Source organism: Bartonella sp. TT119HLJHH (assembly GCF_042193385.1).
In the GTDB taxonomy this organism is placed as follows: domain Bacteria; phylum Pseudomonadota; class Alphaproteobacteria; order Rhizobiales; family Rhizobiaceae; genus Bartonella.
Map to the genome: position 1 here is coordinate 245,200 of NZ_JBHILS010000002.1, position 19,015 is coordinate 264,214.

The 19,015-nt window shown below is 38.2% G+C and carries 16 protein-coding genes; 4 read left to right on the top strand and 12 right to left on the bottom strand.

Annotation, left to right across the window (positions count from 1 at the left end; genetic code table 11):
* Positions 1–261 precede the first annotated feature (261 nt).
* Positions 262–3,147: an EAL domain-containing protein gene (locus tag ACFIJL_RS02225; protein ID WP_375622301.1), complete on the top strand. Its 2,886-nt coding sequence runs from the start codon at positions 262–264 to the stop codon at positions 3,145–3,147.
* Positions 3,148–3,189: 42 nt separating this feature from the next.
* Here ACFIJL_RS02225 and ACFIJL_RS02230 read toward each other — a convergent pair whose 3' ends face one another.
* Complete coding sequence (locus ACFIJL_RS02230; protein WP_375622302.1) at positions 3,190–3,774, bottom strand: YqgE/AlgH family protein; 585 nt, start codon at positions 3,772–3,774, stop codon at positions 3,190–3,192.
* A 71-nt stretch (positions 3,775–3,845) separates the two neighbouring features.
* On the opposite strand from ACFIJL_RS02230, the gene ACFIJL_RS02235 reads away from it, so the two are divergent.
* Positions 3,846–4,724 carry a protein-disulfide reductase DsbD domain-containing protein gene (locus tag ACFIJL_RS02235; RefSeq protein ID WP_375622303.1) on the top strand — a complete coding sequence of 293 codons (879 nt, stop codon included), beginning with the start codon at positions 3,846–3,848 and terminating at the stop codon, positions 4,722–4,724.
* Positions 4,725–4,750: 26 nt separating this feature from the next.
* On the opposite strand, the gene rnhA is transcribed toward ACFIJL_RS02235, so the two are convergent.
* The 4 genes from rnhA to cyoE all read right to left on the bottom strand — a co-directional run bounded on the left by rnhA (position 4,751) and on the right by cyoE (position 8,354).
* On the bottom strand, positions 4,751–5,218 hold the full coding sequence (gene rnhA / locus ACFIJL_RS02240) for a ribonuclease HI (protein ID WP_375622304.1): 468 nt from the start codon (positions 5,216–5,218) through the stop codon (positions 4,751–4,753).
* 5 nt (positions 5,219–5,223) lie between these two features.
* A complete protein-coding gene (locus ACFIJL_RS02245; protein WP_375622305.1) occupies positions 5,224–6,183 on the bottom strand; it encodes a homoserine kinase in 960 nt (319 codons plus the stop codon).
* The gene (ispH, locus tag ACFIJL_RS02250) at positions 6,183–7,238 is read right to left on the bottom strand and encodes a 4-hydroxy-3-methylbut-2-enyl diphosphate reductase (protein WP_375622306.1); all 1,056 of its coding nucleotides are present in this window, start codon (positions 7,236–7,238) and stop codon (positions 6,183–6,185) included. The genes ACFIJL_RS02245 and ispH overlap by 1 nt, the downstream gene beginning before the upstream one ends.
* A gap of 180 nt (positions 7,239–7,418) precedes the next feature.
* Positions 7,419–8,354, bottom strand: a complete 936-nt coding sequence (gene cyoE / locus ACFIJL_RS02255) for a heme o synthase (protein WP_375622307.1) — start codon at positions 8,352–8,354, stop codon at positions 7,419–7,421.
* A 418-nt stretch (positions 8,355–8,772) separates the two neighbouring features.
* Between cyoE and ACFIJL_RS02260 the strand changes: the two genes are divergently transcribed.
* Both ACFIJL_RS02260 and tldD read left to right on the top strand, forming a co-directional pair.
* Positions 8,773–9,312: an invasion associated locus B family protein gene (locus tag ACFIJL_RS02260; RefSeq protein WP_375622308.1), complete on the top strand. Its 540-nt coding sequence runs from the start codon at positions 8,773–8,775 to the stop codon at positions 9,310–9,312.
* A 109-nt stretch (positions 9,313–9,421) separates the two neighbouring features.
* On the top strand, positions 9,422–10,840 hold the full coding sequence (tldD, locus tag ACFIJL_RS02265; protein ID WP_375622309.1) for a metalloprotease TldD: 1,419 nt from the start codon (positions 9,422–9,424) through the stop codon (positions 10,838–10,840).
* Positions 10,841–11,376: 536 nt separating this feature from the next.
* Here tldD and ACFIJL_RS02270 read toward each other — a convergent pair.
* The 7 genes from ACFIJL_RS02270 to fabI form a co-directional block, all read right to left on the bottom strand.
* Positions 11,377–12,630 carry a class I SAM-dependent RNA methyltransferase gene (locus ACFIJL_RS02270; protein ID WP_375622310.1) on the bottom strand — a complete coding sequence of 418 codons (1,254 nt, stop codon included), beginning with the start codon at positions 12,628–12,630 and terminating at the stop codon, positions 11,377–11,379.
* Positions 12,627–13,370, bottom strand: coding sequence for a TlyA family RNA methyltransferase (locus ACFIJL_RS02275; RefSeq protein ID WP_375622311.1), 744 nt, complete (start codon positions 13,368–13,370; stop codon positions 12,627–12,629). Before ACFIJL_RS02275 ends, ACFIJL_RS02270 begins: the two co-directional genes overlap by 4 nt.
* A gap of 16 nt (positions 13,371–13,386) precedes the next feature.
* A complete protein-coding gene (gene dxs, locus ACFIJL_RS02280) occupies positions 13,387–15,294 on the bottom strand; it encodes a 1-deoxy-D-xylulose-5-phosphate synthase (RefSeq protein ID WP_375622312.1) in 1,908 nt (635 codons plus the stop codon).
* Between the two features lie 243 nt (positions 15,295–15,537).
* Positions 15,538–15,792, bottom strand: a complete 255-nt coding sequence (locus ACFIJL_RS02285) for an exodeoxyribonuclease VII small subunit (protein WP_375622313.1) — start codon at positions 15,790–15,792, stop codon at positions 15,538–15,540.
* Positions 15,793–15,799: 7 nt separating this feature from the next.
* The gene (gene ribB / locus ACFIJL_RS02290; protein WP_375622314.1) at positions 15,800–16,903 is read right to left on the bottom strand and encodes a 3,4-dihydroxy-2-butanone-4-phosphate synthase; all 1,104 of its coding nucleotides are present in this window, start codon (positions 16,901–16,903) and stop codon (positions 15,800–15,802) included.
* A 15-nt stretch (positions 16,904–16,918) separates the two neighbouring features.
* On the bottom strand, positions 16,919–18,007 hold the full coding sequence (aroC, locus tag ACFIJL_RS02295) for a chorismate synthase (protein ID WP_375622315.1): 1,089 nt from the start codon (positions 18,005–18,007) through the stop codon (positions 16,919–16,921).
* 148 nt (positions 18,008–18,155) lie between these two features.
* Positions 18,156–18,974, bottom strand: coding sequence for an enoyl-ACP reductase FabI (gene fabI / locus ACFIJL_RS02300; RefSeq protein ID WP_375622316.1), 819 nt, complete (start codon positions 18,972–18,974; stop codon positions 18,156–18,158).
* Positions 18,975–19,015 lie beyond the last annotated feature (41 nt).

The following is a 19,015-nucleotide window of genomic DNA, read 5'->3' on the forward strand; positions in this document are numbered from 1 at the left end:
GATAAAGATTCTAATGAGTGAAGGTATATCCGTGAATATCTGGAAATTCATGGTTTAACTTTGCCCTTTTAAAATATAAAACTTCATTCGCTTCAATTTCCATTGGAGCAAATGGGTGTGTGGTCTATTTGTATATAAAATCACATAACTTAAGAAAAAGTGATTACAATTTATTATATAAATAAATTATAAAAGGTGGACGTTTTTTCTCAAAAATCGAAATGAAAATTAAACATCCTAAAATATTGAGAGTGGGACATTGTGAAGAGTTTGCGTAAAATAATTGACATCATTTTCATTGTAGTCGTTAGTTCTTTTGTCCATCTTACATCAGCACAAGCAATTGAGCCAGTTAAAATTTCTTCTCAAGATGCTGCTCTTGATCTCTCAAAAGCAATTGAAATTCACCATACAAACAACTCTATTTTTCAAACAAGTACAGCGCCAGGACCAGATGGTATTGTATGGCGTATTGAAGTGCAGGCAAAAAATGAAAAATTTTCCGGAAACTGGGCAGTTTTTTCTCTTGCAAATCCAACAGATGAACAAGTTGACCGTCTCATCGTTGCCCCCCATTACCGCATGGCACATTCTGGATTTTTTTGGCCAGACCTTGGATCAGCAAGGATTCAATCCATAACGCCAAGCGAAGGTTTTTCCCTCGATCGTCAACTTAGTGCAAACTCTGATATCTTTCGTATTACCCTTAACCCTGGTGCTGTTGTTACATTGGTGGCCGAACTTAACTCTGCCACTCTACCGCAAATCTATTTATGGCAACCTGAAGCTTATAAGGATGCAATTAATTCTTATACGCTTTATCATGGTATTCTTCTTGGTATATCAGGTCTCTTAGCACTTTTGTTAACTGTTCTCTTCGTTGTCCGTGGGACAGGACTGTTTCCTGCAACAGCGGCTGTCGCTTGGGCAGTGCTTTTTTATATTGGTATTGACTTCAATTTTTTAAATAAATTCTTTGCAGTTACACTCACAACACAGCCAATCTGGCGCGCTGGGACAGAAGTAGCGCTTGCTGCTACACTCTTCATTTTTCTTTTTACTTACCTCAACCTTAATCGCTGGCATTATCATTTTAGTTATGGTGCTATCGCTTGGACCATTGCCTTTTGCAGTCTAGGAGCCTTTGCTATTTATGATCCAATCAGAGCCGCTGGAATTGCGCGTTTGTCTTTTGGCCTTACCGCTGTGCTTGGTATAATATTAATCATCTATTTCTCAATCAGAAGCTATGACCGTGCCATTATGCTTATTCCAACATGGTTGCTCATTAGCTTTTGGTGTGTTGGAGCCTATGCCTGTATAGCTGGACATTTAAACAATGATATTATACAGCCAGCATTAGCAGGGGGATTAGTGCTCATTGTTCTTCTCATAAGCTTTACTGTCCTGCAACAAACTTTTTCTAATGATGCTTTCCATGAAGGAATATTTTCCGACCTTGAACAACAAGTACTCGCAGCAAAGGGAGCTGGAAATATTATTTGGGATTGGAATATTGAGCGTGACCGTATTGTTGTACATCCAAACATGGCAACCCTTTTGGGTACTGAAATTCATAACCTCAATGGACCTATGCGCAACTGGATTTCAGCTTTGCACCATGATGATCGTGAACGCTTTCAAGCCGTATTGGATATCATTCTTAAAAATAAAAAAGGGCGCATTGATCAAATTTTTCGGCTTTCTTCCGGGGGTGGTTACTATCATTGGTTTTCTCTTCGTGCACGTCCGGCGATGCAAAAAGATGGAAAAATCACACGTGTCATTGGAACCATTGTCAATATTACTAACCACAAAAAATCTGAAGAACGTTTATTGCATGATGCAATCCACGACAGCTTAACCGGACTTCCTAATCAACAAATTTTCTTTGATAGACTACAAAATTATACCTCTTTAGCGAAAGCAAATATCAAAATTAGACCAACCGTCTTTATGATTGATTTTGACAATTTTCGCCAAATTAATCGCAAATTAGGCATCGCTGTTGGGGATACTGTACTCCTTATAGTCGCACGTCGTTTAAATCGTCTCATTAACTTTCAAGACACCTTATCGCGTCTTTCAGCAGACCGCTTTGCAATTATTTTACTCAGCGAAACTGAACCACAAAAAATTGCAGCATTTGCAGATCATTTGCACAAAACAATTTCAGCACCTATTTCACTTCCAGAAAACAAAATAATCCTTTCAACCTCTATTGGATTGGTTACATGGAGTGAAAGCCGATCGACAGCTAAAGATATTTTTAATGATAGTGAATTAGCGATGATTCGTGCAAAACAAATGGGTGGAAACCATATTGAACCTTTTCGTCCTAATTTTCGCACTTTGGGTCTCGAACATAATACTCTGGAGAAAGATGTTCATTATGCTATAAAACGTAATGAGATGAAAATCCTCTACCATCCTATTCTTAATTTATCAGACGGACATATTATTGGTTTTGAAACAATTGTAGAATGGCATCATCCCACTTATGGAAATTTAAATGTTTCTGATTTCATAAAAATCGTAGAAAATGAACAAATTGTTATGGATTTGTCACAATTTATCATCGATAATGCCATTATTGATCTTATAAATGTACAAGAAAAGTTTTCCCAACAATCTTTCTTTATTTCAATTAATTTACCAAGCGCAGAAATGATTCATCCGCGTTTTATCAGTCAATTGCGTGCCGCTTTGCTTCGCCATCCTCTTCACAAAGGGCGCTTGATGATTGAAATATCTGAATTTGTCTTAAGAAATAATCCTGAACAATCAGCGCACTTTCTCGAACAAATTAAAACACTTGGAATGAATCTCGCACTCGATAATTTTGGAACAGGTTATTCGTCTCTGACCTATCTCGTACGTTATCCATTTGATATGGTTAAACTTGATCGTTCACTTATCTCAATCGACTCTCTTAAGAAGAAAATTGTTCTAAAGTCTATCATTAATATGGCAACAGATCTTAATTTGCAAATTATCGCAGAGGGTGTTGAAAATGAAAAAGAAGCAATCTTCCTTCGTCAAGAAGGCTGTAAATATGTTCAAAGTACACTTGTGACGAAACCGATTGCCATAGAAGAATTAATTACACTCGTTCAGAGCCATTTCCCTTATAAAATAAAAACATAATGGATAAAATAACGTGTAAAGTTAAAAAGCTTAGAAAAAACTCTACGCGTGTCCCATTTCAGAAGCAAGATAAGTTGGATCGATACCCATGCGTGTTAAACTTTTATCATATTTGCAGCTTAAATCGCTTTCAAAAAGAAAACTGGGTGATGTAGAACTGATTAGCCAACCATTTGTAGAAATTTCTGCCTCAAGTTGCCCCGCTTTCCATCCAGCATAGCCTAATGCTACTAGGGCATGTTGCGGACCTTGTTCGCAACTGATCGCTTTTAATATATCAATTGTCGCAGTAAAGCAGACCTTATCTGCAATAAAAACAGTTTCTTCACAAGCATAATCATCTGAGTGAAGGACAAAACCACGCGAAGGATCAACAGGACCACCATAGCGAACTGGAAACTGTTTTATTGGTTCAGAAAGACTTTTTTTTTGGCCACTGTCTATGACTCCCAAGTGAAGCAAAAGCTCTGGAAAACCAATATGATGCAATTGATTGAGAATGATGCCCATCGCACCGGCATCAGAATGCGCACAAATATAAATAACAGAACGAATAAAGCGTTTGTCATTCATCCCAGGCATTGCTATGAGTAATTGTCCACCTAAAAAGCCATTACACCGCTTCATTAATCTGTTATTCTCCATAATTTACATGATAAAAGTTTGTTCATTTAGCACACTAGGAAAATAAAACTCCAATGAAAAAAAGTCGTATATTTACAAATTTACAAAATATCGCAACTTTCTTTTATAAAAAGCTTTTCGTTACTTTAAGCTTAACATTCATAGTTTTAGAATTACTTAACATTCCTGTAAATGCTCAAACAGAACAAAAACTCCAGCTTTTCGCAACATCTTGGTATGAATCAGATGGTGGTCGTATCCGATTAGCAATCACTGAACCTTCTCTTTCTGGAATAAGAGAAGGCATTATTGAAATTGAGCTTAAACCAGGATGGAAAACTTACTGGCGTAATCCAGGTAATTCTGGCATGGCACCATTTTTTAATTTCAACCAACAGATTTCTTATGAAATCTTTTATCCTACTCCACAGCTTTTTGAAACAGAAAATGATTGGTCATTAGGTTATAAAGATAAAGTAATATTGCCCTTCAATCTTTCTGGTTCAAGCAAAAATTTAAGTGGTGCTTTCACTCTTGGATTATGTAACAAAATCTGTCTTCCATTTACTATTAACTTTGACTTTTCGCCATCTGCTCTTAAAAATAAACATCTTCCTGCTTCCTTCTTAAAAAAGGCGCAAGATTCTTTGCCCCGCATGATGCAGAATGCACTAAAAATAAGTGCCGAAAAAAATAACAGTACCCTTCTTATAAAAATACAAAATAACAACAAAACTACACCTTCCTCTCTCTTTTTAGATGGAGGAGAAATGCAAATTGGAGCAGCAAGAAAAGTCAGTGATAACGCAGAATATACACTCTTCAGTGCTCCACTCTATTTCGCACCAGAAGAAATAAACCAAAAAATTTTTTATACAATTTCTTTTAAAGATCACGCCTTAAGTGGAACATTCATATTCCATACGCAGCCAACCCCTCTTGCGACTCCGTGATAAAAGAAAAAACTCCCAAACAGCAATTATGCTGGAAAACGTCCATTTTCACGATATTGAGTAATTGCTTTGCGAGCAAGGGCATCTGCGCGTTCATTTTCTGGATGTCCCGCATGCCCTTTTACCCAGTGCCATCTGACTGTATGACAAAAACTAGCATCCTCAAGAGCTTGCCATAGCTCCATATTTTTAACAGGATTTTTTGATGCGGTGCGCCAATTATTCTTTTTCCAATCTTCAATCCACTTAGATATACCGTTACGTACATAAACTGAGTCTGTATAAAGATCGACAAAACAGGGCTCTTTAAGCGCCTTTAATGCACAAATTGCCGCCATGAGTTCCATTTGATTGTTTGTCGTATGGACCTTACCGCCATAAAGCTCCCGTTCATGACCATTCCAGCGTAAAATTGCCCCCCAGCCTCCAACCCCAGGATTCCCAGAGCAAGCACCATCTGTATAAATTTCAACGACTTTTTGTTGAGCTGCCATAAAATTTAAAAACCTAATTCACTCAGAGAATTTACATTACTGAAAAAACAAAGCTTGTGCCAATACTCCCATGGATCTTTCTTAATAACAAAGCTATTAGGCGGTGTATTAAACCAATCATATAGACGTGTGAGTAAGAAACGTAGAGACGCACCACGAGCTAATAAAACCATCTTGTCCAATTCTAAAGGGATCAATGGTCTTATTTTTTGATAACTTTCCAATAACTTACGTGCTTTGGTAAGATTGTAGGAATGATCAGGCTCAAAGCACCAAGCATTTAAACAGATCGCTAAATCATAAGCAAAAAAGTCATTACAAGCAAAATAGAAATCTATCATCCCAGAAAGACGATGATTCACAAAAAAGACGTTATCATTAAATAGATCAGCATGAATAATACCTGTTGGTAAATTTAATGGCCAATTTTCTTGTAAAAAAGCCAATTCCCCCTCAATTTTTCGTCCAAATTCCTTTAACAATGCATCTTCTCTGGTTTGACAACGTTGCCACAAGACCTTCCAATCCATAACAGAAAGAGTATTTTTACGACTGAGTGTAAAATCCTGTCCTGCTAAATGCAATTGTGCTAACCCCGTACCCACTTCGCCACAATGCCCCATATCGGGCTGTCGGACCCACATTCCTTCCAAAAAAGTAATAATAGCAGCAGGACGTCCTGCTAATTCACTAATCATCATTCCATCATTTTGAATAACGGGTTGAGGACAAGGAATTCCACGCTGTCCTAAATGCTGCATCAAGCGACAAAAAAAAGGTAAATCATCTTTTGAAATACGCTTTTCATAAAGTGTTAAAATAAACTGCCCTTGTGTTGTCTCTAGCATAAAATTAGAATTTTCGATCCCCTCCTCTATACCTTGATAAGACAAAAGTGAACCTATTGCGTAACGTGTTAAGAACGCTTTTAAATCATTTGGATGAATATCTGTATAAACGGCCATTATTCTGCTTTCGTTTTAGACATGGCGGTATCTTGATGTTCATTTTTTGCGTTACTTGCTTGACCATTAACAAAAGCCATATCTTGAGACGTTAAAATGACATCACGTAATTCGCGACTCACTAAAAATTTTTCCGTTTCTACCGCTGTTTCAGCTAATTCTATTGTGACATCATAACGCTCACGAAATGCTGAAATAATTTCATCAATAATAATTTCAGGAGCCGAAGCCCCCGCTGAAAGACTGACAATAGAAAGAGATTTTAGGTTTTCAAAATTAATTTCATCAGCGCGCTGAACTAAAATAGCTTGCCGCGCACCAGACTTTTCGGCAACCTCTACTAAACGTCGTGAATTAGAGGAATTTGGTGCTCCAACAATCAAAAACAAATCGCTCCCCTGTGCCGCTGCTTTAACCGCATCTTGCCGATTCGTTGTAGCATAACAAATTGACTCAGCCGCTGGGGCTGCTAATGTAGGAAAACGTTGTTGTAATATATCGATAATTCCTGCTGTATCTTCAACAGAAAGCGTTGTTTGTGTCACAAATCCTAATTTATCCGGATCATAGGGTTGATAATGCAAAGCATCTTCTATCGTTTCAATGAGCGTCACAGCCCCTTCTTCAAGCTGTCCCATCGTTCCTATCACCTCAGGATGACCAGCATGACCAATCAATATAACATGACGACCATGACGTTGATGTCGTATCGCTTGTTTGTGAACTTTTGAGACCAACGGACATGTTGCATCAAGATAAAACAAATTATAGCATCGTGCTTCTTCTGAAACAGATTTTGGTACACCATGAGCAGAAAAAACAACCGGTTGATTGCGATGTTCTTCTGGGATCTCATCAAGTTCTTCGACAAAAACAGCTCCCCGTTGCTGTAATCCCTCAACCACGTAGCGGTTGTGTACAATTTCATGACGAACATATACTGGAGCACTATATTTTTTTAATGCAAGCAGAACAATCTGGATAGCACGATCAACCCCTGCACAAAATCCACGTGGACCACAAAGACGTATCGTTAAAGGGGGAAGTCCAGACATAAATCATCCTTAATCTCTATAGCTTTATCATATTCAAACAACCTATTATTATACATGAATAAGCAATGTAAAAAAAACGTGCAATATCATCTTTTGCATAAGAACACACTCTATCGTGTTTTCTTACAGTATTTTCTTGAAGAAAAGCTCTTTTTAAATTTGCTTTTTCATTTTATTTTCCTAAAGAGCGATAAAATACCAAACAAGAGATTCAATCAAAAGAATGCTAAAGATACCTGCCAAATAGAGTAACGAAAAGAAAAACGTTTTTTTGGCCATCAAAATAGTTCCATTATGTGTATCAGCTTTCCATAAACGATAGGCAAAATAAATAAAGATAATGCTTAAAATTGTTGAAAAAATACCATAAAAAATTCCGCCAAGACCAGTAAAGCAAGGAGCAGCAGCACATAATGCCATCAAAATAGTATAAAATAAAATCTGTTTTTTTGTTGAATATTCACCTCGTACATTAGGCATCATAGGAATCCCCGCAGCCTCATAATCAAGAGATGAAAATAAAGAAAGAGACCAAAAATGAGGGGGGGTCCACATAAAAATGATTAAAAATAATAAAAAGCTATCAATACTCACTGTCCCTGTTGCCGCGGCCCATCCAATCATTGGTGGAAAAGCTCCAGAAGCACCACCAATAACAATATTTTGTGGTGTGATACGCTTTAACCAAATTGTATAGATAACGACATAAAAGAAAATCGTAAAAGCAAGAAAAAATGCCGCAAACCAATTAATGAAGCTCCCCATAACCAATACTGAAAGCATAGAAAGAACCATACCAAAAATAAATGCCTTTCGGGGGCTTATTTTACCCATAGGAATGGGACGCTTTTTAGTCCTTTCCATCATGGCATCAATATCAGCATCATACCACATATTAAGTGCCCCCGCACCACCGCCACCAGCAGCAATACATAAAATTGCTAAAAAACCATACCACGGATTGATAGGAACAGGAGACACCATCAAACCAACTAAAGCCGTAAAGACCACAAGAGACATAACACGTGGTTTCAATAATGTGATATAATCACTAATAGTGGATTTTGGTGGCGTTGACTTACCATTCGCAATCGATAGCTCTCCTGAAACTGACATGCCACTCAAAACCCTTTTCCATTTTTGTCATTCTCAAATCCAATATCATCTGACAAATATGATCTATTATCGAGCGTATGGGAATGACAAATAAAAACCAATCGTCTTTTTGAAAAAATATGGGATACCCCTCTTGTGTATGTATCCCCTAAAAATAGATAGAAACATTTGCAACAAAAATATTTTTTCAATCAACATTCTCTCTATAACATTACAAATGTATCCTACCGAACATCATAAAACCATACTGAAAATTTATCTTCTATAAAATGCTATTTTTTTCATTTTCCTTTATTTCTTGCATATAGATTAATATATTTGGGTAAATACTGATTTTGTGTTATAGTTTTTTATAGGGAATTCATTTTTTATGTAAATCTATGTATGGTTGTGAGTGTTGAGTCGGATAGGATTTTCTGTGATACTTTATAAATTACTCAAAAAAACTTTTTTTATTGGCACTGTTCTTTACACACTTTATAGTAGTTTTATCAGTCATGCATTTGCACAAACACCCTATGCGCAAAATGTCCCTGCTCCACAAACCTATGGTGCATGGACAAAAGTTTGTGCTCTACCACCAGGTACCCCTAATATGCAGTGTGAAGTTGTACAAAACGTTCACACACAAGGGCGTCAAGATATTACCTTGCGTGTTACATTTTATAAACTTCCTCAAAAGCAAGGTGCTTTGATGCGTGTTTTTGTTCCGATTCGCGTTGAATTACGTCCTGGCGTTGGAATTAAAATTGACGATAAAAATATGGGAAGAATGGAATATCGTCGTTGTCTTGGTGATAATTGTGTTGCTGAAGCCTTTCTTAAAGAAGACATATTACAACTCTTTTTTAAAGGAAAAATGGCAACCTATTTTATCTTCACAACTCCTGAGCAAGGAATTGGAGGTCTCGTTGACCTTCATGGTCTTGGCGATGCCTATGCAACCTTACCAACATGAATGAAATCGATACATATTGAATGATTAAAATCTCATCGTATATTTTGAGAGCTTCTTAATTTAAATCAATAAAAATCTTCTAAGCCCCCATAGCAATAGGATAATTCTTATGAAATCGCTGATTGATCATTTTGATATTGCTTCTTCTAAAGTGCAATCACTTGTACAGGAAACGCTTCATCATGCTGATGATGGAGAACTTTACCTCGAGTATACAGAAAGCGAAGCTCTTTTATTTGATAATGGACAGCTTAAAAACGGCTCATTTCATCAAGATATGGGGTTTGGCCTGCGTGTCGTTGCTGGAGAAGCTACCGGATATGCACATTCTAGTGAATTATCAGCAGCAGCACTCAAGCGTGCCAGTGAAGCTGCTAAAGCTGTTACCTATAATAATCATGCAGGAACTTATAGTATAGCACCTCAACAAACAAACAAAAGACTTTATCTACCGCATAATCCCCTTGATGCTCCATCATTTGAAGAAAAAAGTGCTCTTTTGCAAAAAATTGATGCCTATTTACGTGCTAAAAATAATAAATTGCATCAAGTGACTGTTTCTCTTTCTGGCTCGCTACAACATGTTGAAATTTTACGTGCAGATGGTTATTTGGTTCGTGATATTCGTCCGCTTGTGCGACTTTCTATATCTGTGGTCGTAGCTGAAGGCAATCGACGTGAAAATGGTTTTTATGGGTGTGGAGGGCGACAAACATTTAACCAATTTATTCATGAAGACAATTGGAAAAAAGCTGCGGATGAAGCCTTACGTATGGCTTTAACAAATTTAGAAGCAGAAGCAGCACCTGCTGGATCTTTTGATGTTGTCTTAGCTAACGGATGGCCTGGTGTTATGCTCCATGAAGCCGTAGGTCATGGTTTAGAAGGTGACTTTAACCGTAAAAAAACATCCGCTTTTGCTGGACTTTTAGGACAACAAGTTGCGGCAAAAGGTGTTACAATTGTTGATGATGGAACAATTCCACAACGCCGTGGTTCTCTCACTGTCGATGATGAGGGGACTCCTTCAGGATATAACGTTCTCATTGAAGATGGAAAACTCGTTGGTTTTATGCAAGACAGACTTAATGCACGGCTTATGGGAGGTAAATCAACTGGAAATGGACGGCGTGAATCCTATGCTTATGCCCCAATGCCACGAATGACCAATACAATCATGCTAGGAGGAGATAAAACACCTGAAGAAATTCTTTCTTCACTTAAAAGTGGTATCTATGCTGTTTCATTCGGTGGAGGACAAGTTGATATCACTTCTGGAAAATTCGTCTTTGAATGTACTGAAGCATACCGAGTAGAAAATGGTAAAATTTGTGCACCAATCAAAGGTGCAACTCTTATTGGAAATGGACCGGATGCTATGAAACGTATTACAATGATTGGTAATGATAGTAAACTTGATAATGGTATCGGTATGTGTGGAAAAGCTGGCCAAAATGTCCCTGTTGGTGTTGGTCAACCTCATCTTCGAATCAATAATATGACAATCGGTGGAACTGCGCTGGAGTAAGCTTGCTTATTCCTTCCCAATATTCAATATTTTCCCCTTCTCGTTTATCAAGATGTCCTTGTGAAGAGTGAGCTTTTGCTACAAACATTAATTTATAAAGATAATTGAGCGTTATTCATATTTAAATTAAAACCTTGAATACCGTAAGATTTTCTCATTTTAAATTTGTGTCTGTTAAATTAATCAAAATTATTCGTTTGTACGTTACAAGCAGGGAGAACCGTGTGGAGTGAAACTGTACAAAAAAAGATAAAAACGCCATAATGAACCATCTTAAGTGCCAAGGGCTGTAACAACATTGGGAGTTGGCGAATATTACGATGGTGCCGGCAGACTTAGACATACCTTCTTCATGATACATTCGTTTTTTGTGTGGAGTAACTGTCTTGTATGTTTCATAATAAAGTTTAAAATAAAAAAACTTCCTGTATTCAGTGCTTTCATTCAATAAGAAAAGAAAAAGATTATTATTGTAGATAAATCTTAGAGAGATTTTATAATAATACTCAAATGAACTATGTCAAAAAACTTTCAGGCTAAAGCTTCCAACCTTTCTTCTTTTTATTTTTGCTCAAAACAGCAACAACTTCGACATGTGGTGACCATAAAAATTGATCAATTGGTATGATTTTTTCTACTGTATATCCCCCTGCAACAAGAAAAGATAAATCACGAGCAAATGTAGTAGGATTACACGAAATTGCCACAACACGTGATATTGTTGCCTTTGCCAATTCATGTACTTGTTCCTCTGCTCCAGCACGGGGAGGGTCAAAAACAACACTCTCAAAACACTCAAGTTCCTTTACAGAAAGGGGATGTCGGAAAAGATCACGTTTTTCACAAGTGACCGTTTTTAAACCAATCGCAAAACGTGCTGCTGTATTTAGATTTCTTAATGCATCTTCATTATTTTCTACTGCATGAACATTCATCTTTTTTGCCATACGCAAGGTAAATGTTCCTACCCCTGAAAACAAATCAACAGCATTCTTTGCTTTTTTTAAATGCGTTAAAATAATATTACCCATTATATTTTCAGCTTCACTGGTTGCTTGAAGAAAACCACCAGAAGGAAATTCAACACGAACATCTCCAAAGTAAATCACTGGTTTTTCTCGTTCAACCAAAACTTCACCGTCAACAGATAAACGTGTAATTCCATATGAAAGCGCTGCACTAATCATTTTCTGACGAAGTGTTTCATGGTGTATAACGCAACCATTTAAAGCAACATCTAAACCATTTTGAACGCGTGTTATCGTAATATGAAACCGTTTGACAGAGCTCTTTAAAAAAGCACAGAGCTCTCTGATATTATGCAACTGAGAAATAAGCTCTGGATGGCTTATTGGACATTCCTCAAAAGCCACAATCTCATGAGAGAGATAACGGTTAAAACCAACTTTTTGCCCCTGTGGGGTCATGGATGCTGTTAGAGTAATCCGCCGTCGGCTATAAGGTTTACATTCTATTAAAGGCGAAACAACATCATTAAGTCCATACTTTTTAAGCGCATCAACAACCAATTGTTGTTTCCATACGCGATAAGCATCCATATGCCAATGCTGAAGAGTACATCCTCCACATTCTCCAAAATGCTGACAAAGAGCATCAATGCGTTCTGATGATTTTTCTTTTAATGCTATATATGTTGCATATTTTCCATGAACCGTAATTTTAGCACACTCTCCTGGTAAAGTAAAAGGAACATAAACGAAGCCGTGAGACGTCTTAGCAATACCATAACCATTTGCTCCAATATGATCGATTATGACATTGTCATTCACTCTTGTTTTTCTCCGAATAGTAAATATTCCACGTTGCCATCACCACCTGTAATAGGGGAAGAAATTAAACCTTTTGCACTCCACCCTGTTTGTGTATTTAACCAAACAAAAAGTTCCTCAGCAGTTTCTTTAGCACTTGATGGATTTAATATTCCTCCCTTACTAAAGTGTTTACGACCAACCTCAAACTGAGGCTTTACCAGTAAAACAGCTTGGGCGCCCTTCTTGGCTAAAGACAAAACGGGAGGCAATGCAAGTTTGAGAGAAATAAAGCTAACATCTGAAACAATAAGATCAATTTCTCGCCCACCTAAATGTTCCTGTTGAAAATCTCTAACATTCAAGCCTTCTAATAACGTTATAGCACTGTTGCCCAATAAACGTTTATCAAATTGATGATGCCCAACATCAACCGCAATGACATGATCTGCTCCACGCTCTAAGAGAACTTGCGTAAAACCACCTGTTGATGCACCAACATCAATGGCTGTCACTTTGTCCGTTACAATTGGAAATGCATCAAGTGCAGCAATCAATTTTAACGCTGCCCGAGAAACATAATTCTGCGCTGGATCACAAACGGTAATCTCTGCATCATCAAAAACGATTTGCCCAGCTTTAAAAACGATTTCTCCGTTAACTTTAACAGTTTGGCGCATAATTGCATCACGTGCGCGTGAACGTGTCGTAAAAAAGTTTTTTTCAACTAAAAGAATATCGAGTCTTTTTCTGGAAGCCATCTCATACTCGAATTTTCTATCCTGTTCGAATCTCGCGTCCCAAAACAGCAAAAACCGTGTTGACAATGCCCATAGCGTCAAGCCCGATAGTTGAGAGAACTTTTTCTGGTGAACCATGATTCAAATATTCATCAGGAAATTTTAGTGTACGAACTTTCAAACCATGCTCTAAGAGCCCTTCTTGCGCTAAAAATTGTAATATGTGCGCTCCAAATCCACCGATTGCACCTTCTTCAATTGTCACCAATACCTCATGCTCACGTGCCAAACGACGCATCAAATCTTTATCTAAAGGTTTTGCAAACCGTGCATCTGCAACCGTTGTAGACAATCCTTCAGCCTCCAACGCATCAGCAGCTTGCAACACTTCTGACATCCGCGTTCCAAAACAAACCAAAGCGATTCTATTTCCTTCACGCAGAACACGCCCTTTTCCAATTTCTAATAACTCACCACGTTGCGGTAAATCTATACCAATCCCCTCACCACGTGGATAACGAAAAGAAATGGGACCCTGATCATAGGCTGCAGCTGTACGCACCATATGCATCAGTTCAAGTTCATCTGAAGGTGCCATAACAACAAAGTCAGGAAGAGTGGACAAAAAAACAATATCAAAACTTCCAGCATGTGTTGCACCATCTGCCCCCACAAAGCCTGCGCGGTCAATAGCAAAACGTACCGGTAATTTTTGAATTGATACATCATGAATAATTTGATCATAAGCACGCTGTAAAAAAGTAGAATAAATTGCAACAAAAGGCTTATACCCTTCACAAGCAAGTCCTGCCGCAAAAGTTACGGCATGTTGCTCTGCAATACCAACATCAAACATTTTTTCTGGAAATTTTTCCGCAAAAGAATCAAGACCTGTCCCTGTTGGCATCGCTGCTGTTATGCCCACAATCTTATCATCATGGCGCGCTTCTTCTGATAAAGCTTTAGAAAATACCTTGGTGTAGGGTAGAATATCGCTTGATGCTTTAACCTGTTTTCCTGTCGTGACATCAAAACGATTAACACCATGATATTTATCAGACGAGGCTTCTGCAGGGGGATATCCTTTTCCCTTATGGGTTACAACATGCACCAAAACAGGACCATTAGGATATTCACGAACATTTTTAAAAACAGGTAATAAATGCCCCAAATTGTGCCCATCTATGGGGCCAACATAATAAAAGCCAAGCTCATCAAATAAAGTTCCCCCAACCAAAAGTCCACGCGCAAATTCCTCTGAACGACGGGCCTTATCCCCAAAAAACTTTGGCAATTTTTCGCTTAACATCTTTACGCGTTCACGCAAATGACGATAAGAAGGACGAGATACTAACCGTGCAAGATGTGCACTCATAGCACCTGTAGGTGGTGCTATAGACATATCGTTATCATTAAGAACAACAATCAAGCGTGCATTCAAAGCACCAGCGTTGTTCATGGCTTCATAAGCCATACCCGCAGACATTGCACCATCACCAATGACAGTTATGATATTGCGCCTTGTCTCTGCTTTCAAAGCACTTGCCACCGCCATGCCAAGCCCCGCTGAAATAGAAGTAGATGAATGCCCCGCTCCAAATGGATCATACACACTTTCTGAACGTTTTGTAAAACCAGATAATCCGCCCTCTTGACGTAATGTGCGAATTTTTTCTCTACGCCCCGTTAAAATCTTGTGCGGATAGGTTTGATGACCAACATCCCAAATAATCCTATCCTCTGGTGTATTAAAAACATAATGTAATGCAACAGTGAGCTCAACAACGCCAAGTCCTGCCCCAAGATGACCACCTGTTACAGAAACCGCATCAATTGTTTCTGCCCGCAACTCATCAGCCAACTGTACCAAATCAGACTCAGGCAATGCCCGCAAATCTTGCGGAAAACAAACACGGTCAAGCACTGGTGTTAAAACATGAGACAAAAAAACTCCCTCCTGTTACCTTAACTCAAGAGAACGCAACGGTAAAAATACATCTTCTCTACTCTTTTATTGACAGCTTTGCATCTTTTTTACTAAAAAAGACTCTTCTCTATTCGAGATAATTTATGATTTTTCCCATTTGTAACTTATTTTATAAAAAAGAAATCAATAAAATTTGTTATTCTACACAATAAGGTTATTGCACTGCTTAATCCAGCAACAAATATCCAAAAAGATTTAATATTATTGAGCATCAAGTGGTTCTACTCCTTCTGGAGAACCTCCTTCTGAAAACTGGATTTTTTCAACTTTAGCTTCAGCAACTCTTAAGAGTTTTTCACAATGCTTTTTAAGCGCTTCACCGCGTTCATAAATATCAATGGATTGTTCCAAAGGCACATCGCCACGTTCCAAATTTTCGACAATAACTTCAAGTTGCTTAAGCGCTTGCTCGAAGCTTAAGGTCGTAATATCCCCCTCTTGTATCTCTTTTTTCATATGAACCTCAAAAAATATCTGTTCTGGATATACGAATTCCAAAATTTTCTAAACCTACATAATGATGCTCTTTAGAAGCATAAACAATAACAGAGCCTATTCCTAAATATTTTAAAATTTGTGATCCTAAACCAATTTTGCGCCATTCTGCTTCGCGTTCAATCGCCTGCACATGGTTTTCTGAACTGTCTTTTGCCATGTTTTGAATACCAATAGTTGATTGTATAACAGATCCTTCACGCAAATAAATAAATACGCCACGTTTCTCTTTTTTCATCATTCTCTGCATCATCACCATAATATCTGAAGATTGACAAAAAACATCACTTATAATGTTTTCATGATGTAAATGCACGGGAATATCCTCACCCTTACAAATATCACCAAAAATAATTGCAATATGCTGAACGGATTCCCAAGGGAGTTGGTAACTTTTAACAATAGCGGAACCTATAGATGTTTCAATAGGCATTTCTCCAACATGCTTGATCAATATTTCCTTACGTTGGCGATAAGCAATCAAATCTGCAACCGTTATAATATGCAACCGATGTTCTTGCGCAAATTTCATAATCTGATCACCATGTTTAACGCTTCCATCATCATTAACTAACTCACCGATAACACCAACCGGCGGCAAATTAGCTAATTTACATAAATCAACAGCAGCCTCCGTGTGACCTGAACGCATGAGCACTCCCCCTTCATGCGCAATCAAAGGAAAAACATGCCCTGGACGAACAAAATCATCCGCACTTGCATTTGAATTGGCAAGATTACGCACCGCTAATGTACGATCGTGCGCTGAAATCCCTGTTGTTATGCCGTGTTTAAAATCAACAGTAACTGTAAACTGCGTCCCATGTGCAGAGTTATTATCTGGTACCATAGGAGAAAGATTAAACCGTTGTGCTTCTTTTTTTGGCATAGGTGTACACACAATACCTGTTGTATGACGAAGAATAAACGCCATCTTTTCTTCTGTACAATGCGCTGCAGCAACAGTTAAATCTCCCTCATTTTCACGGTCACCATCATCTGTCACCACAACAATTTCACCGCGTTCAAAAGCTTTAAGTGCAGAAACAATTTTTTTTTCATCATATGCCATTGTTCACCTTCTCACTCACCCAACTTGACCGCGATGTCTTAGATAATGGTCAGCAATAGCACAAGCAACCATCGCTTCACCAACAGGAACAGCACGAATCCCAACACATGGATCATGACGTCCCTTTGTTATAACGTCTATATCATGACCATCAACATCAATGGAACGACGAGGTGTTAAAATTGATGAAGTAGGCTTTACAGCAAAACGCGCAACAATTGGCTGTCCACTCGATATTCCCCCTAAAATACCTCCCGCATGATTGGATAAAAAAAGCGGTTTTCCATCATTTCCCATTCGCATTTCATCGGCATTTTCTTCTCCCCTCAAGCGGGCTGCCGCAAAACCATCACCAATTTCCACACCTTTTACCGCATTAATCGACATAAGTAACGAGGCAATATCTTGATCAAGCTTTGCGTAAATAGGGGCTCCTAAACCTGCCGGAACATTTTCTGCAACGATCTCAACAACCGCACCAACAGATGTTCCCTCTTTACGGAGTTCACTGATATAATCACTAAAAATGTGAACCATCTCTGCATCAGCTGTAAAAAAAGGATTATTATTAACCTCTGACCAATCCCAACGATCACGATTAATATTATGAGGACCAATTGCTATCACTGCTCCTCGGACAATCAAACCAGGAACGATTTTACGAGCAAATGCACCAGCTGCAACACGCGCTGCTGTCTCTCGTGCCGAAGCACGTCCCCCACCTCGAAAATCACGAATGCCATATTTAATATCATAAGTATAATCCGCATGTCCTGGACGATACTGATGGGCAATCGAGCTATAATCCTTCGAACGCTGATCTGTGTTTCGAATCAACAGAGAAATTGGTGTACCTGTTGTCACCAATGTCGTTCCATCGTCTTGAACAACAACTCCTGAAAGGACCTCTACTTTATCTGGTTCTCGGCGCTGCGTTGTGTATTTTGATTGTCCTGGTTTGCGTTTATCAAGATAAGCTTGAACTTCTGCAAGAGTAAAAATAATTCCAGGTGGACAACCATCAATGACACAACCAAGAGCAGCACCATGACTTTCACCCCATGTTGTTACACGAAACAAATGACCAAATGTATTATGCGACATGAAAAAAGATCCATTTCTCTGTCAAATATATACAACGATAACGTATGTTGTGTGCTATACACAAGACAACTCTTTTCTCCCAAATACTCTTGGACACCTTAAATTTGGTCAAACTATTGCTGTCTAATAAAATCTTATAAACCAAACTTTATTCTTTAACGACAGAAATGTCTGGTGCATCAACTGCTTTCATACCTATGATATTATAACCCGAATCGACATGATGGACTTCACCGGTAACAGAACGAGACAAATCTGAAAGAAAATAAAGTGCAGAATCACCAACCTCTTCAATTGTTACCGTACGACGTAATGGAGCATTATATTCATTCCATTTTAAAATATAACGAAAATCACCAATACCAGAAGCCGCTAACGTTTTAATTGGTCCAGCAGATATAGCATTAACACGAATATTTTGGGGACCTAAATCTACCGCTAAATATTTCACGCTCGCTTCAAGAGCTGCTTTGGCAACCCCCATTACATTATAATTGGGAACAACTTTTTCTGCACCATAATAGGTTAGTGTCAAGATTGAACCACCATCTGACATTAATTTCTCTGCACGCTTTGTTAGAGCTGTTAGGGAATAAACGGAAATATTCATGGTCATCATAAAATTTGATTCGCTGATATCAATATAACGACCGCTTAATTCATCTTTATCAGAAAAACCAATAGCATGAACTAAAAAATCGAGTTTTCCCCATTTCTTCTCTATTTCTCTAAAAACCGTATCAATAGAGACACTGTCAGAAACATCACAATGTCCACAAACAAATCCCTTTAATTCTTCAGCCAAAGGCTCAACACGCTTTTTCATTGCTTCACCCTGATAGGTAAAAGCAAGCTCTGCCCCTGCGTTACTTGCCGCTTTAGCGATTCCCCAAGCGATGGAGCGATTATTGGCCAACCCCAAAATTAAACCACGCTTACCGTACAATAAACCATTACCCTTAGCCATCAGCTCTGCCCCATTGTTACTTAAAATTGATATTATTCACC